The following is a 14,631-nucleotide window of genomic DNA, read 5'->3' as shown; positions in this document are numbered from 1 at the left end:
CCCCATAGATGAGACCGTTCGGTATTAGAGTCCTTGTTTGGCCTGGTGAGGGCCGAGAAGGGACACTGAGGGACATGGCAGGACGCAAGCGGCACTCCGCGGAGGACATCGTGCGGAAGCTGCGCCGTGCCGACGAGTTGACCGCCGCCGGTAAGACCGGCGAGGAGGTTGCCGCGGAGATCGGGGTGTCGACGGCGACGTTGTACAACTGGCGCCGCCAGTACGGCGGGGTGGACACCGACGCGGCGAAAGAGCTCAAGGAGCTGCGGGAGCAGAACGCCCGCCTGAAGCGGCTGCTCGCGGATGCCGAGCTGGAGAAGGACGCTCTGCGGGAGATCGCACGGGGAAAATTCTGAGCCCAGCAGCCAAGCGCCGCGCCGTGGACATGCTTCGCACTATGAAGAGCGTGTCGGAACGGTTCGCGTGCAAGGTCGTTGGGCTGAATCGGTCGACCTATCGGCGGCTGCCGATCAAGGACACTCCGACCGATCCGGATGCCGGTTTGCGTGCGTGGCTGCGCTCGTACGCGGTCAAACATCAGGGGCACGGGTTCCGCCGTGCCTGGGCCGTCCTGCGGTTCGACGAGGGTGTAGGCGTCAACATCAAGAAGGTCCACCGTCTCTGGCGCGAGGAGGGCCTGCAGGTCCGCGAACACCATCCCCGCAAACGAGCCGGGGTCTCCTCGGCCCCGCCGGTCGAGGCCGATGCGCCGAAGGTGGTGTGGGCGTTGGATTTCCAGTTCGACTCGACGGTCGACGGTCGGGCGGTGAAGATCGCGTCGATGATCGACGAACACACCCGAGAATCCTTGCTGCACCTCGTGGAACGGTCGATCACCGCCGACCGGCTCGTCGCCGAGCTGGAGAAGGTGTTCGCCGAGGCGGGCGGCCCGCCGAGGGTGCTGCGGATGGATAACGGTCCGGAGATGATTTCCCGTGCCCTGCAACGCTTTTGCGCCGACAGGGTCGGGATCTCCTACATTCCTCCGGGCACGCCCTGGAACAACGGCTTCGTCGAATCGTTCAACCGGCGGCTGCGGACCGAGTGCCTGAACCGCAACCACTGGACCACATTGCTCGAGGCCCGGGTGGTGATCGGCGATTTCAAGGTCGACCACAATCGGCGGCACCGGCATTCGGCGCTGGGCTATCTGACCCCGGCCGAGTACGCTGCGGCCTGCACCCACACCCATCATCCGATGGCCTGCGGGACCGACTGAACACGATACGAAATCACCTGGCTCTATTCCTGGGTGGTCTCGTCGTCGGGGACCGCTCACTGAAAGACGCTGTCCCGAAACACCAGGAATCCCGCCTCGAACGCTCCGACCTCACCTTCGGCAGCTACGCCTTCTCCTGCGAGACCCCGTCCGCTGGAACAAAACTTGGGTGACGACTCGACCGCGAGCAGGTTGTCGACTTTCTCGAACAGGTCCGCAATGTCCGCAACTACCTCATGCACCTCGCCACCGATCCCCTGTCGGCGGAGAAGTACGCCGTCGTCAACGGCCTCCTGCAACTTCTGAGGACGGCCGAGCCGCGTCCGTGAGTCACCAGCAGACAGCGTTCAGATACTAGACCTCGGAGAGCGAGAGCAGACTCGACATGATCGGTGGACGGTGCGAACCGATCTCGAACCGAAGGGAACCCGATCGCAGGTCGGCACGTCCAACCTTGCTATGGGAAACGTCAACGGAAAGAAGAGCAAAGAACCAGGTACCAGCGACCCGCAGCGTCGTGTCAGACGCGAGAACCATCGGTGCGACGGTTGTCGCGTGCGAGTCAACCCTAGAAAAGAGCCGATGTGATGGCATGCACCTTTCGCGGCGTTCCCTACCGGCAAGTCTCGACTCGACCGCCCGTCAGCATTCTGGGGGAAGTGGGAAGCACACGGGCGGCACGGCCATCGGCCCTGCGTCGGACTGTTCAGCGACCTGCGCCGGCGGCGGGACGACTTCGGATTGCGAAACGGGTCGGGGCGGTTCGTTCGCGCTCTCGGGCCTCGCCGAGCAGGTGGACGCCATGAGCCAGATCGCGCAGAGGGTGATGGCGACGACGGCGCAGGCAGCCAGTTGCTGGACGCGATGGTTGTCGCGCAACACCGAAACCCCGGTGCCCTCCAATGTTTGCGGAAGAGAAATCGTCCGCCCGAGGATCGCGACGCTGTGCCGAGTTTCCGGGACGGGTGCCGGTCGGAGGCGACGCAGCGGTTGCGGCTCGACCTCCGGCGTGAGCCAAACTGGTTCGCGAATTGCGGCCGAAGTGGCACGCGGGCTGGGAGTTTCGGTCTCCGGCAGTATCCAGGAGGACCAACGGTCGGTGAACTGCGATTCCGTGGCGCTGTCGGGGAGTGTGGCCAACGGATGCTCGGTACGTGCGGGCTCGGGGTCGCCCTTGACCAGCACCACGTGTCCCGACGACTGTGTTTCGACCCGCTCGGAGTGCGGCGGATCGGTGTCGTCCTCGACCAGAACCGAGCCTTCCGGCGATGTCTGTGTGGCGGCCTCGTCCGAGTGCGAGGACCGCTGGGTTTCCAGGGCCACCGCGGAGTGTGAGGTTTCCGCGCCGTCCTCCGGAGTAGGAGCGGGCGCTTCTGCCGATAGCGGGAAAGCGGATTCCGTCGTCACCGCATCCTCCGGTTCGATCAAGGGTGCGTGTCCGCCGCCCTCGGACCTGCGTGGTGTCGGGATCGGTTCGACGTCGGGGTCGGGTTCGATCCAGGGCGGCGGCTGTTCACGTGGCCGTCGGTCGGGCACCTTGTCGAGAAGTGGCTTGCGCTCTCGCGGAAACCCCTCCGCCACAAGCTCTTCGATCGTCACCCGCTCGCCGAAGTTCAGATCCTCCAGCAGCGCGTGGACGTCCTCGGCGGTCCACACGAACCGCCGGCCCGCGGTGCGGTGGAACCAAGCACGCAGTTCGCCCGGCGTGGAGCCGAGCACGACGCCGCATCCGTGCCTGCGCGATTCGACGTTCAACGTCACGGTCGATTCCCGTGGCGGCACGACGACGACCAAGCCGTCGACGAACGCTTCGGGATGGCGTTTGCCCACCAGCGCCTTCAGATTGAAGACGTTGTTCGTGACTTGGTCGAACGGGCTCGTGTCTTGCTCTCGGACGTGGATCGGATCGCCCTCGAACCCCGACAGCCGCCAGCGGCCGTTGGCCTGGACGGTGAGGGTTCCTGCGCTCGCGTCCGGAGCCATGCCCTTGACCTCGAGGACCACGACCGCTCGGGGTGTGATCACCACCAGATCCGCTTCCTGCGCTCGACCTCTGTGATCGCGCTCGGAGATGTAGCAGCCTGAAATGGCCAGGCCCACAATGACGTACTGGCCCGTCCATGTCCGCATCCACTCGAGCACTCGCTGCTCGGATCTCGGTATCGCCGTTCGTTCGTTGATGACCAGCATCGACGGCCACCTCCATCGCGTCCACGCCAATCGACGGCTCAACGTTATTCGCCGCCGGGGCACCTCGCGAATCGAAAGGCACTGTAAGAACAGGGGATTGGCCACACAAGGGCTGGCGTGTCCGGCGTGGCGGCAGGCACGGCGGCCCGATCCGAAGCTACCGAACCGAAACGAATACCTTCCCGAGTTCGACAGACCCAATGACCTGTTCGGCCACATCGAGTCCGAGGAGTACGTATGAAACGCATCGTGGGGAAGATCGCCGGGGTGGCGGCGGCCGCGCTGGCGCCGGTGATGCTGGCCGCGACCGCGCAGGCCGAATCGGGGCCGGTGTTCTTCAGCGCGGGCAGCACCAACTGCGCGATCTACGACGACGGCACCGTCGGTTGTGATCTCGGATCACCGACGCGCTTGCAGTACAGCTTCCTGCCCTTCCTGCTGACGGTGAACGAGATCGTCATCGATCAGCCGTTCCTGCCCGCGCACCCGACCTTCGATCCAGGAACGCCGTACACACGGCCCAGCGGCAACCCGCTGCTCAGGGATGTGAAGACCGGGGACGGGCAGTGGGGCTCCTACATCGAGCACGCGGGGGCGCGCTGCGAGTCCGGCTTCCACGGCAGCTTCAGCTGTCGGTCGAAGGGGCGGTCGTTCACGTCCTGGAGCGGGACGATCTCGGCCTGACCGAAAGTGTTGGACCGCAACAGCGGAGTGAGATACCACGATCCCGCTCCGTTGTTGCGTCTCTTAGCCGTCGTGTCCGCGCGCCCTCTCCAGCGACGCACAACCCGTCGCCGGCCTTTCCTAGTGCGTTGACAACGAACTACCGCCGGGTTGGGTGATGCGCCGCCGGGTCCAGGCGGCGGGCCGGGAGTCCGGACACTTTCGACGACGGCAGTTGCTGTCGAGAGTGTGGGGTGGTGTGTGCCGGAACCGGTTCGAGCCTGTCGGCTGAGCGACGCGGACGGTCGAACGGACGCAACCGCCAGTTTTCTTGACCTGTGGGTCAAGAACATTTAGAGTTCTTCGCATGGGCAGGCCGCGGAACTTCGAAACCGATACCGTGGTCGAGCGCGCGATGGAGGAGTTCTGGACCCGCGGGTACGGCGGCACCTCTCCCGCACAACTCGCCGAGGCCACCGGCGTCGGCAAGGGCAGCCTGTACCACACATTCGGCAGCAAACGGCAACTGTTCGACCGGGCATTGGCCCACTACGGACGGATGGGCGTGGAGCACGCCGAGGAGGTGCTGTTCCAACCGGGAACCACCCGTGAACGCATCGGCGCGTACCTGCGTGAGACCGTGGATTCCGATGTCGCACAGCCGGTTCGGCGTGGCTGTATGGTCGTGAACACGGCCGCCGAGCTCGGTGGCCACGACGAGGAGATCACCCGAGCCCTGCGTGGCATCGAGGAGCGCATCGTCGCGGTGCTGGCCGCCCGGATCGAACAGGGCCGACGCGACGGCGATATCGGTCCCGACGTCGATGCGCAGGCCACGGCCGAGTTCCTGCTCAACACCAGCGTCGGCCTGCGCATCATGGCCAAGACCCGCGACGCCGAAGCGCTGTATCGCATCATCGACGTCGCCCTGACCTCCCTCTGACCCATACGCCACGTTGCAATGGCTCTCGTATGCCCCAATTTTTGACCTGTAGTTCAAGAAAGGAAATCTCCATGGATCTCGAATTGACCGGCAAGACCGCCGTCGTCACCGGAGCGAGCCGCGGCATCGGCCTGGCCGTTGCCGAGACCTTGTCCGCCGCGGGCGCACGCGTGGTCGGCGCTGCCCGCACCATCACACCCGAACTCGAAAAGGCCACCGTGGCTACTGTTTCGGCGGACTCGAGCTCGCAAGACGGTGCCACCGCGCTCGTGGATACCGCGCTGAAAGAGCTCGGCGGCATCGATATCCTGATCAACAACGTCGGTGGCGGCGACCCCGACCGACTGACGCTGGGCGGGTTCCTCGACAGTACCGACGATCAGTGGCGGCACTTCCTGGATGTCAACCTGTTCAGCGCCGTCTGGGCGACCCGCGCCGCCCTGCCCAGCCTGCTGGACCGTCGCGGCGCGATCGTGAACGTCTCCTCGATCAACGCGCGAATGCCATCCGCCGGGCCGGTCGGCTACAGCGAGGCCAAGGCCGCGCTCACTGCCTTCGGCAAGCGCCTGAGCGAGGAGTTCGGTCCGCAGGGAGTCCGCGTCAACACGGTCTCACCGGGCGTGGTCGGTACCCGGATCTGGCGCGGTTCCGAATGGGTGGGTGCGAAGCTCGCCGCCGCACAGGGCATCTCGCACGAACAGTTGCTGGCGGCGCTGCCAGAGCAGTTCGGCATCGCCTCGCGCCGAATCTCCGAACCCGAAGAGGTCGCGGCCCTCGTGACGTTCCTGGTCTCGGGCAAGGCTGCCAACATCGTCGGAGCCGACCTCGTCATCGACGGCGGGACCATCAAGACGAGCTGATCCGACACCCTGCATCAGGACATCGGCCCGACCCGCGCGTCGACCACGACCTTCACCGGTCAGGCTGCGGTGGCGTGGGTTCGGGGCCGGCCCCAGCGCCGCTGGCGTTCGCCGCGGATGCGGGTTCTCGACGTTGGGCGGCCAGCACATCGGGGTGTCGGACGTTGACGTTGCGCCAGCGCAGGTATTCCTACAGGCGGCCGACGAGCACCGGATGGTTGGGGTGGTTGGAGTCGCCCATGACGAAGGTGAGCCGCGGGCCCGAACTGCGCCTCGATCGGGTTCGCCCACGAGGCGCTGGTCGGGGTGAAGCATAGTTCGACACTATTTTCCGTTGCCCGGGAACGGATTCGAGGTGTCTTGTTCGCCGAGAGGTTGTCCAGGATTACATAGATCGGCACCGTCGGGTCGTGCGCCGAGGATCGACTTCAGCACGGCCAGGCTGTGGTCGCCGCCTTTGCGGTGGCGGGTGACGCCCCACAACTGGTCGTCGCCGAGGGAGTAGCAGCCATGGAAGTACCGGATGTGCCGGATTCCCAGCGGCGTGCCACCCGACCCGGCGGACATTCGTGGTCAACGCACTAGCGATCCCCACCCGAGCCTGTCACTCGCTGGCCCGACACCTCACCAACCAACAAGCCCTGCGGCTTACAACTGAGCGCTACCACGCACTCCGCCGCGATATGAGCGACCTCCTCAGCCTTGCCCACCTCAATACCGGTCGCGCAAAGCCGCTTCTACGACGGTGCCGTCGACCGGCTCGCTCTGCCTCCACACCTCTCGCGCCAACCGGAGCTTCCCGATCAAGCTGGCGACCAGCGCCGACTCCCGCTCCGCGCTCGCGTGCCCCTGCGCGAGAACCTTGTGGTAACGAATCGAGTCGACAATGGCGGACTTCACCCGTTCATGGTCGAGGTAGACCTGCAGGTCACGCCGCCACTCTCCACTCGTGGCGTAGGGCTCGGCAGCAACCCACGCGGCGAGAAACGACTCCCTTTCCCGCGGGAAGTAGCCCATCTTGTGCAGATGTGTCGCCACGTCGTACAGCGGGTCGCCATACAGCGCGAGCTCCCAGTCGATGAATACGACCTGCCCGTTCCGCACGATCATGTTCTTGCGGTGTACGTCGGCGTGCACCATCCGAAACGGCCTCGGTTCGAGCGCATTCCACGAATTGAGGACACGGTCGAGGGGGTGATCGGGGACGCCAAGCCTGCGGTACAACTCGCCGAACACGACGCTGCTTTCACCATGCACACGTTCGGTGACTGCCGACAGTCGCCGAGCGAAGGCTGCGGGCTCCTCGCTCCACCCGTCTTCGACCGGTGGCAGCAACTCGCGCGGGATATTCCGCAGGTTTGCGAAAAGCTGCGCCACATTCCCCGGCACGTGAGTTGGGACCGAAATCCCTCGCGGCGCAATATCGTCCAACAGATCGCCGTCGATATGGTCATGGATCTGATAGGCGGGCTGCGCCGATTCCCAGCGCAATCTCGGCGCCGAAGCGACGAACGGCTCGATCGCCATCAGTACCGCCGGCTCAGGCCACTGGCGCAGGTCCATCACGTCAGCACCTTCGACGGCGATCCGCACATTCACCGCACCCATCGGGCCGTCGACTCGGACATTGTGGTTGTAGTACCCGGCGGCGGCTTGCGAAAGTGAAAGAGCTTGGGCGTACACCGCATTCGCGTTCACACCGAGTGCCCGCGAGATCAGTCGCGCCGCGTCACGGTCCATGCTCGGTCCGGGCGTCGGCGGTTGGATACGCAATCGGGCGGCTGCGGCTGCTCGTGAGACGTCGGGTTCGATCCAGCCGAACAGCGCCAGCACAGCCCGTGCGACGAGAACCAGCCCCGGATAGACGTTCGCGCCTTCGAATTCGGATATCGCCCAGCGCACACTACGTACCGCATCGTCGCGCTGCCCGCGGCGTGCGAAGACCCCAGCGCGGAACAGTTCGGCCCTGGCACGACCCGACCGATACCCGACACTGTCGAGAATCTCGCACGCTTCGGCAAGCGCACGCTCCGCGGCGTCGAGTTCACCGAGCGACAGTCGAGCCAAACCTAAGGCGGTGTAAGCCTTTCCGAGCTCGTGCATGGCACCGAGTTCGCGCTGCCGTGTGATAGCGGTTCCGGCGGCCTCGATCGCCTGGACCGGGTCGGTGAGAGCCTGGAGTTCGGCCACGTTCGTCGCGATATTGGCCTGACCGACGACGCTGCCCGCCGCTCGATAGTGGGTGTCGGCCTCGGCCAGATACTGTGCGGCGCGCTCGGTATCGAACGCCAGCCGATAGGCGAGATGACGCAAGCGCGCCACATCCCCGAGAAACGCATGATCGTCGTCATCGGCCATGGTGACGAGTTCCTCGCACAGTGCCAGCGCCTGACCGAATCGGCCTTGGCACATGTGCAGGTCCGCCGCCCATAGCCCGGCTTCGAGCCGAGCCCGCCCCGACCCCCGTGACCACACGTCCTGATAGATCGCCAAGGCATCGTCGGTATCACCGAGTATGCGGCGCGCATTCGCCGCGGCGACTGCAAGGCGCTCGGCGATCGGCCCGGTCCTTTCCAGCGGCGTATCACGGGTGAGCCGATCGGCCTGCTTGGCGTCGCCGAGTAGCAGGGCGGCTTCCGCTTCCAGGCACTTCTTCAGTTCCGAGAGTTCCGCCATACCTGCCAGATTCTCATGCGATTCGGTCAGGTAGCGGTCGAGATCGCTGATCACTCCGCCGATTCCCTGGCTCCCGCCAGCTGCTTCGATCCGATCGACATAGGCAAGCAGTGCCACGGCGGACAGAATCCCCGCCCGTACGCCGTGGTATCCGGCTTCGCGCAACGCCGAGACTCGACCGGCCGGCCCCTCTGCGCGCGCGAACCATACGTCATGCAGCAGCTCGTGCAACGTTCGCCGGACATCAGGGTCCAGGCGGCGCTGCAATGCGGCGACCATCAGTTGGTGCAGCTGGTAGTACTCGGCACCGTCACTCTCGTCCGCGGAGTAGACGAACGAGTACGCGATCAAGGACTTCCATGCCGCAATATGACCGGGCAGCTCGAATTGCCGAGTCACCGCGGTGAAGATGTCTCGATCGAAGGTGCGTGGCAGCCCGAGCAGTTCCAGCATCCGAACTTCGTCGGGGCGTACGTGCTGGAGGAAGCGTTCGAGAATCGTTTCCGGGGAGACCAGTTCCGCGGGCGCAACCCAGCCCGCGCGAGTGCGGGCGTCGATCGCCAGATGTAGGTAGAACGGCACGCCCGCACTCGACCTCGAGATCGCCGCGCGTTCGGCGGCGTCCTCGATCCCCGACGAATCGAGCAGTTCGAATCGGGCGTCCTCTGGAAGGTCGTCGACCCGCACGGTCCGCAATCGCGAGCCCCATTCGGGATCATGCCGCTCCCAACCCAGCGGCTCACGGCTGGCGATCACGACCAGCCCGGTGTCCAGCTGCGCGACCACATCCCGCAACCAAGCATCGGAAGCCGCGGCGCGGCCCTCGCGGTCCGTACCACCCATCAGGGCCTCATAGGCGTCGAGAAATACCACGTAGGGCCCCTTACCCTCCGTGCCGTTCTTCAAGTCCTGCGCGAACAGGTAGGAAACAGCTGTCTCCAGGCTCGCGAGGCTCAACTGGTCGAGCTCTTGGAGGATCGGGTCGTGGCGTATCCGGCGGGTGCGCACCGCTCGTCGCGCACCCAGATCGAGCAGACGGGTCGCGGTACCGAACACCGGAATCCCGGTGGCGTCGTTGAGGATTTCGGTCAGGATCTCGCTGTGCTCGGCAAGCGTCAGCGATTCGGAGGTGAGGCGCAGATGCGGATGCATGCGCTGCCACAGCACCGCGCAGGCGATGTCGAAGCGGTGGAATTTGATCTTCCGGGCACCGAACTGAACGCGCAGCACGGCCAGCCCGTCCGCGGCCTGACGGTGACTCGGCACCTGCAGATCGAGCACCGCCGCCGGATGCTTCTTCTCGACGCGCGCCCGCAACTCGGTGACCAGACGTGACTTGCCGATTCCGCCGACACCGCTGAGCAGCATGACCAGCGGACGTTCGGCGGCTTCGACCAGCAGTTCGTCGAACCGAGTCAGCACGTGCTCACGGTCGACGAACGGGCGGCTCGCCGCCCCCGGCTGAAATCGCGCGGTCAACACCACGATGTCTTCCCCCTCCTGACAAGAACGGATCAATTCTGGCAGAAGCCAACAACATTCGAGCCTGGACGGAAAACCGCACTCGCCGATACGACCGGCGGTGATCTCACGCAACGTCCTGCGTCGAGCAGGAAGCGACAGAGTAACCCGAAGCCGAGAACGGCACGAAGCCCGCCTCGGCACAGACCCGGACGCGACAGTGGCCATGCTCCGACATGGAGTGGAGCTGGAGCATGGCCGCGCGATGACCACATGTAGGGGCCGTCGAATGCGCCGTGGGAGACACTGGCAGTGAAGTCGTCCCACTCACAGGCGGTGAAGATCAAGGACGGGCGGGTTCTTTGAATCACGGAGTGTCTCGGCACCCATCCGTGTCTGGCCCTACACCGGCTGCACCTCACCTCGTCGACCGCCCCGACCGCGCAGCGCCAGCACGCCCAAGGCCGATGCCACCATGCACCCGCCGACCACCCACAATCCGGCACGCTGCGTTCCCGTCCAATCTTTCAGCCAGCCAGTCACATACGGCGCGGCGAACCCGCTGACGTTTCCGATGGAATTGATCAACGCGATCCCGCCTGCCGCCGCAGCACCGGAGAGGAACTCGCTGGGCAGCGCCCAAAAGGTCGGTAGTGCGGCGAGTACCCCTATAGCGCAGATGGTTACCGCCGTCATGGCCGCGAACGGGTTGCCGAGATACAGCGCGACAGGAATGGCGAGGCCGCCGACGAGTGCGGGTAGCGCCACGTGCCAAGCACGTTCGCCGGTGCGATCTCCGTGCCTGCTCCACCAGACCATCACGACGGCCCCGATGAGGTAGGGCACCGCGTTGATCAGCCCGCGCTGCACAATCGAATAGCTGACTCCGTACTGCTCCTCGAATCCTTTGATGATGGTCGGCAGGAAGAAGCCGAGCGCGTACAACCCGTAGACGACGCCGCCGTAGATCAGCGCCAGGCCGAAGACGCGGGGATGGGTGAGCGCTTTGCGCACCGTCCAGTGCTCGGCTTGTTCTACCGCTTCGTGTTCGGAGGCGAGCTCAGTACTGAGCCAGCGGCGTTCGTCGGGTGTGAGCCATCGTGCCAACGCGGGACTGTCGGTGAGATAGAACCACGTCACGACCGCGAGCAGGATCGCGGGAATGCCCTCCACGAGGAACATGAACCGCCACCCGCTGAGGCCGAGAATGCCCTCACCGTATTGGATTATCAGGCTGGAAACCGTCGAGCCCAGTGCCGTGGACACCGGGACGGCGACCATGAACAACGCCACGATCTTCGCCCGCTGCGACTGCGGGAACCAATACGTGAGGTACAGCAGAATGCCGGGAAAGAATCCGGCCTCGGCGATGCCGAGCGCGAAACGCAAGACGTAGAGCACGGTTTCGTTGGGCACGAACGCCATCGCGGTGGCGACCGCACCCCAGCTGAGGAGGATACGGGCGATCCAGCGCCGCGCCCCGAACCGGTGCAGGGCGAGGTTGCTCGGCACCTCCAGCAGCAGGTAGCCGAGGAAGAAGATGCCGGAAGCTAATCCGAACGCCGTCTCGGTCAGCCCTAGATCGGCCTTCATGCCGCTCGGGCCCGCGAATCCGATATTGACGCGGTCCAGGTAGTTGACGAAATACAGCAGGCCTAGGAAGGGCACCAGCCGAAGGGTGACCTTGCGCAACGTAGTTCGGGACACATCGGTCGTGACAGCCACCCGCGCACTCTTGCTGTGAAGACCGGGCGCGTCAAGTTGCGATTCACGCCGCCACCGACTCACGCCGCCACCGACTCACGCCGCCACCGACTCACGCCGCCACCGACTCACGCCGCCACCGACTCACGCCGCCACCGACTCACGCCGCCACCGACTCACGCCGCCACCGACTCACGCCGCCGGGCCGCCGCTGTGCGGCTAGCCCGGCGGCCACGTGCACCGAACCCCTACACCGCCAGAGTCAATCGAGGATGTTGAGGACGACCCCGACAAGCATCAACCCCACGAATGCTGCCAATACTGCGGTGATCACCCAACTGAACCGGATCCAGTTCAACCCCGGCCATCGCATGGGCTCGGGGCCGATCGCACCGCGCAGCACGTACAGCCCTGGGGAGCGATAGTGGACCAGTGTGCAGTGAGCTGCGGCGACCGGGACCACCGTATCGGCGAACCCCATATCGCGCACCCAAGACTGGAAAATCCACTCGTACCACCATTTCGGCTTACTGGTCGAGACCTCGACGTGGTGCAGTCCGGGAGTCGTCGGGATATGCGTCCTCCCCCAGTTCACATCCGGTACCTCGACGCCGTCCACGAAGATCCTCGGTCGGGCCGACGCATAGGCACCGGCGGCGATCCACCATCGAAAGTAGCTGGCATCCACCAGGATTCCTGTCTCTCCGGGCTCCGGGCGATAGGCGTCGACCGGATCCACAGCGGTCCCGTGCTTCAGCAGGAACCCGTGTGGACCGATAGTGCCGGGCGGCGGAGTCATATAGGCGCCGCCGGGCGGCGCAAAACCGTGCTGCGGCTGAATCCCGTTGTGCGGCGGCATATTGCGACCCGGATACGCGGCGAGTCCGTTGTGACCCGCGGGTCTGGTCGGCGGGACACCTGAGGAAGAGCCAGTGTCGGGTGTTCCGAAGCGCGCGCCGGGCTGTGGTTCGTAGCTCATGAGGTTTCGTCTCTCCGTATGCGCAGGCTGTTCGAGGCACACACCCGCGAACAGCCGAAGTTCTCCGCTATGCCGTCTGCGGCTGGTTCTGCTTGCCGAGCAGGGCGTTGATGACACCCATGACAGCCTGCATGAGGGTGTTCAGGTCTCCGAAGGCCTTCGCCATCTCGACAAGCAGCATCGAGATCTTGAAACCGTCGCGCGCGAATCGGCCATACACCGACGCGATGACGTGCGCGGCCCCGCCACCCAGCGTCAGCGCGAGTTCGATCGTGTATCCGATCAGAGCGCCCAGCAGACTGGCCAGGATGTCCTGCACCATCTTCCGGAAAACCTTGACGATGTCCGCCACGATTTGCATCGCCTCCCCGAGGCTGGCCGCGACACCGCCTGCTCCGAGAATCTGATCGATCATGTCGGTGGCACGGTTCCGGTAGGCGTCACCGGCGCTACCGGTCCATGTCGCGATGTCCTCGCCCAGGCTCTTCTTCCAGGTTTCGCTCATGCCGGTGAGTTCGTTGGCGATGTTCGTCCAGCTCTCGGAATACGCCTTCACCATCTTGTCGTTGCCTGCGAGCGCGTCCAGCACTTTCCGGTACGGCTCGGCGTGGGTGAGCATCCAGCCTGCGATCTGTTCGCCGGCGAAACCGAACGGGTCCTTGATCGCGTCGAAGGCCGTTACGCCGGCTGCCACACCACCGGTGATCGCCTCGAGCGTCTTGCCGTTCCTGAGGTTGGCGTATGCCTCCCAGGCGTCACCGGCGATGGTGCCGTTCAGAAATCCCGGGCGCTTGGTCTCCTCGTCCTGCTTCAGCCCGACGTCCGACAGGAAGAAGACCGTCTCCTGGAAGTACTCCTCGCGGTAGTCGGTTCCGTTCGCGATCAATCGGTTGTCGGTGGGTTTCTTCTCGTCATCGAAACCCGCGGTGTGCTCGTTGAACCAGTTGCCAATCTGAGTGCTCACTTCGCCTCCCCGTTCGCCGCGGCGATCTCCTCGCGCAGCTCTCCCAACGACTTGCTGAAAGCGGTGTCCTTGTCATCGAACGTCTCCGCGACGACCTTCAGTTTGTCCGGCAGTTGTGCGACGTCCTCACCGAGTTTGCGGAGCACCTCGATGGTGTTCTGATGATTGTCGTCCAGCACCATTTGCACGAAAGGCCGTGGAATAGCGCCGAATCCGTCGTCCGCGGCACCGAGGTAGGAGGCGGCTTCCAGCGACAGCGTCAGACTTTCGATGAGCTGCTTCACTTTGCCCGCATGATTGCGAACTTCATCCGGATCCACCGAGATCGCATCAGGATTTCCCATGATCACACCAGCCAGGATTTGCGGTTGTAGTACGCGTCGTCTTCGTCCGGCTCGTCCGGCCGCACGACCTGATCGCGATCGGGTTTGCGGTTACGCGGCTGTGGGGCCGATTCCCACGGGGCGGGCGTGACGCTCACGGCCGACTGTGGGGACGCCGACAGCTGCGGTGGCGCGGAAGCCGGTGGCTCCGGCAGCGCGTAGTTCGGAACGTCGCCAGCCGGGACATCCGGAAAACTCTTCGCGTACTGATCAGCGATGGCCGCGCCTGCCGGATCGTCGCCCACGGTGTTCTGCACGGTCTCCGCGACCTGCGCGCGCAGTGTCGCCTGAGCTCTGCGCATGCACGACATGATCTCGGCCGAGACCGCCGCGGGATCCATGCCCCGGGTGCCGACAGCAAGCACGATGTCGGTGGGGACGCCGTTGTTGTTCACCGAGACAGCGATGCGCCCGTCGCTGCTGGACTCCGTGGCGGTGAGCGCCGCCATGCGCTCGCGCAACTGCTCGAATCGCTCGGCCTGACGCTCGAAATCCGCTGCCATGTGCGCGATGTCCTCCGCGATACGGCTCGGATCGAATACGGTCATCAACCCCTCCTACTCGAACTCCTACATCCCTGCGGGCGACG

The 14,631-nt window shown here is 65.0% G+C and carries 14 protein-coding genes; 5 read left to right on the top strand and 9 right to left on the bottom strand.

Going from position 1 to position 14,631, the window contains the following annotated elements; translation table 11 throughout:
- The first annotated feature begins 74 nt into the window (after positions 1–74).
- Positions 75–1,219 (top strand): IS3 family transposase gene (locus AC3ERS_RS03415; RefSeq protein ID WP_431963592.1). Its coding sequence is split into 2 segments (ribosomal slippage): positions 75–351 and positions 351–1,219, totalling 1,146 coding nucleotides; the frame shifts between segments, so codons are not numbered across the junction.
- Between the two features lie 642 nt (positions 1,220–1,861).
- On the opposite strand, the gene AC3ERS_RS03410 is transcribed toward AC3ERS_RS03415, so the two are convergent.
- Complete coding sequence (locus AC3ERS_RS03410; protein WP_431963327.1) at positions 1,862–3,409, bottom strand: nuclease-related domain-containing protein; 1,548 nt, start codon at positions 3,407–3,409, stop codon at positions 1,862–1,864.
- Here AC3ERS_RS03410 and AC3ERS_RS03405 point away from each other — a divergent pair.
- The 4 genes from AC3ERS_RS03405 (at position 3,399) to AC3ERS_RS03390 (ending at position 5,875) form a co-directional block, all read left to right on the top strand.
- A complete protein-coding gene (locus AC3ERS_RS03405; RefSeq protein WP_431963325.1) occupies positions 3,399–3,650 on the top strand; it encodes a hypothetical protein in 252 nt (83 codons plus the stop codon). The two genes, AC3ERS_RS03410 and AC3ERS_RS03405, sit on opposite strands and share 11 nt — an antisense overlap.
- The gene (locus AC3ERS_RS03400; RefSeq protein WP_431963323.1) at positions 3,647–4,093 is read left to right on the top strand and encodes a hypothetical protein; all 447 of its coding nucleotides are present in this window, start codon (positions 3,647–3,649) and stop codon (positions 4,091–4,093) included. The genes AC3ERS_RS03405 and AC3ERS_RS03400 overlap by 4 nt, the downstream gene beginning before the upstream one ends.
- A gap of 346 nt (positions 4,094–4,439) precedes the next feature.
- Positions 4,440–5,015: a TetR/AcrR family transcriptional regulator gene (locus tag AC3ERS_RS03395; protein ID WP_431963321.1), complete on the top strand. Its 576-nt coding sequence runs from the start codon at positions 4,440–4,442 to the stop codon at positions 5,013–5,015.
- A gap of 71 nt (positions 5,016–5,086) precedes the next feature.
- Positions 5,087–5,875 (top strand): oxidoreductase, encoded by a 789-nt coding sequence (locus tag AC3ERS_RS03390; RefSeq protein ID WP_431963319.1) that lies wholly within the window; start codon positions 5,087–5,089, stop codon positions 5,873–5,875.
- Positions 5,876–5,934: 59 nt separating this feature from the next.
- Here AC3ERS_RS03390 and AC3ERS_RS03385 read toward each other — a convergent pair whose 3' ends face one another.
- The 8 genes from AC3ERS_RS03385 to AC3ERS_RS03350 all read right to left on the bottom strand — a co-directional run bounded on the left by AC3ERS_RS03385 (position 5,935) and on the right by AC3ERS_RS03350 (position 14,590).
- The gene (locus tag AC3ERS_RS03385; protein ID WP_431963317.1) at positions 5,935–6,276 is read right to left on the bottom strand and encodes a hypothetical protein; all 342 of its coding nucleotides are present in this window, start codon (positions 6,274–6,276) and stop codon (positions 5,935–5,937) included.
- Positions 6,200–6,442, bottom strand: coding sequence for a hypothetical protein (locus AC3ERS_RS03380; RefSeq protein WP_431963614.1), 243 nt, complete (start codon positions 6,440–6,442; stop codon positions 6,200–6,202). Before AC3ERS_RS03380 ends, AC3ERS_RS03385 begins: the two co-directional genes overlap by 77 nt.
- Positions 6,443–6,586: 144 nt before the next feature.
- Positions 6,587–10,036 (bottom strand): phosphotransferase, encoded by a 3,450-nt coding sequence (locus tag AC3ERS_RS03375; RefSeq protein ID WP_431963315.1) that lies wholly within the window; start codon positions 10,034–10,036, stop codon positions 6,587–6,589.
- A 378-nt stretch (positions 10,037–10,414) separates the two neighbouring features.
- Positions 10,415–11,737: an MFS transporter gene (locus tag AC3ERS_RS03370; protein WP_431963313.1), complete on the bottom strand. Its 1,323-nt coding sequence runs from the start codon at positions 11,735–11,737 to the stop codon at positions 10,415–10,417.
- 241 nt (positions 11,738–11,978) lie between these two features.
- A complete protein-coding gene (locus AC3ERS_RS03365) occupies positions 11,979–12,575 on the bottom strand; it encodes a hypothetical protein (protein WP_431963311.1) in 597 nt (198 codons plus the stop codon).
- A gap of 187 nt (positions 12,576–12,762) precedes the next feature.
- Complete coding sequence (locus AC3ERS_RS03360; protein WP_431963309.1) at positions 12,763–13,659, bottom strand: hypothetical protein; 897 nt, start codon at positions 13,657–13,659, stop codon at positions 12,763–12,765.
- Positions 13,656–14,009 carry a type VII secretion target gene (locus AC3ERS_RS03355; RefSeq protein WP_431963307.1) on the bottom strand — a complete coding sequence of 118 codons (354 nt, stop codon included), beginning with the start codon at positions 14,007–14,009 and terminating at the stop codon, positions 13,656–13,658. Before AC3ERS_RS03355 ends, AC3ERS_RS03360 begins: the two co-directional genes overlap by 4 nt.
- Positions 14,006–14,590 (bottom strand): YbaB/EbfC family nucleoid-associated protein, encoded by a 585-nt coding sequence (locus AC3ERS_RS03350; RefSeq protein WP_431963305.1) that lies wholly within the window; start codon positions 14,588–14,590, stop codon positions 14,006–14,008. The genes AC3ERS_RS03355 and AC3ERS_RS03350 overlap by 4 nt, the downstream gene beginning before the upstream one ends.
- Positions 14,591–14,631 lie beyond the last annotated feature (41 nt).

It is taken from the genome of Nocardia sp. bgisy134 (assembly GCF_057708325.1).
The sequence above is the reverse complement of the archived record's forward strand: the minus strand, read 5'-3'. Positions and strand labels throughout refer to the sequence as shown.

Bases quoted from the DNA above. Each gene is read 5' to 3' on its own strand.
- AC3ERS_RS03400 (WP_431963323.1), top strand. From the start codon at position 3,647: ATGAAACGCATCGTGGGGAAGATCGCCGGGGTGGCGGCGGCCGCGCTG.
- AC3ERS_RS03410 (WP_431963327.1), bottom strand. From the start codon at position 3,409: ATGCTGGTCATCAACGAACGAACGGCGATACCGAGATCCGAGCAGCGA.
- AC3ERS_RS03380 (WP_431963614.1), bottom strand. From the start codon at position 6,442: ATGTCCGCCGGGTCGGGTGGCACGCCGCTGGGAATCCGGCACATCCGG.
- AC3ERS_RS03395 (WP_431963321.1), top strand. From the start codon at position 4,440: ATGGGCAGGCCGCGGAACTTCGAAACCGATACCGTGGTCGAGCGCGCG.
- AC3ERS_RS03350 (WP_431963305.1), bottom strand. From the start codon at position 14,590: ATGACCGTATTCGATCCGAGCCGTATCGCGGAGGACATCGCGCACATG.
- AC3ERS_RS03405 (WP_431963325.1), top strand. From the start codon at position 3,399: ATGACCAGCATCGACGGCCACCTCCATCGCGTCCACGCCAATCGACGG.
- AC3ERS_RS03365 (WP_431963311.1), bottom strand. From the start codon at position 12,575: ATGCCGCCGCACAACGGGATTCAGCCGCAGCACGGTTTTGCGCCGCCC.
- AC3ERS_RS03390 (WP_431963319.1), top strand. From the start codon at position 5,087: ATGGATCTCGAATTGACCGGCAAGACCGCCGTCGTCACCGGAGCGAGC.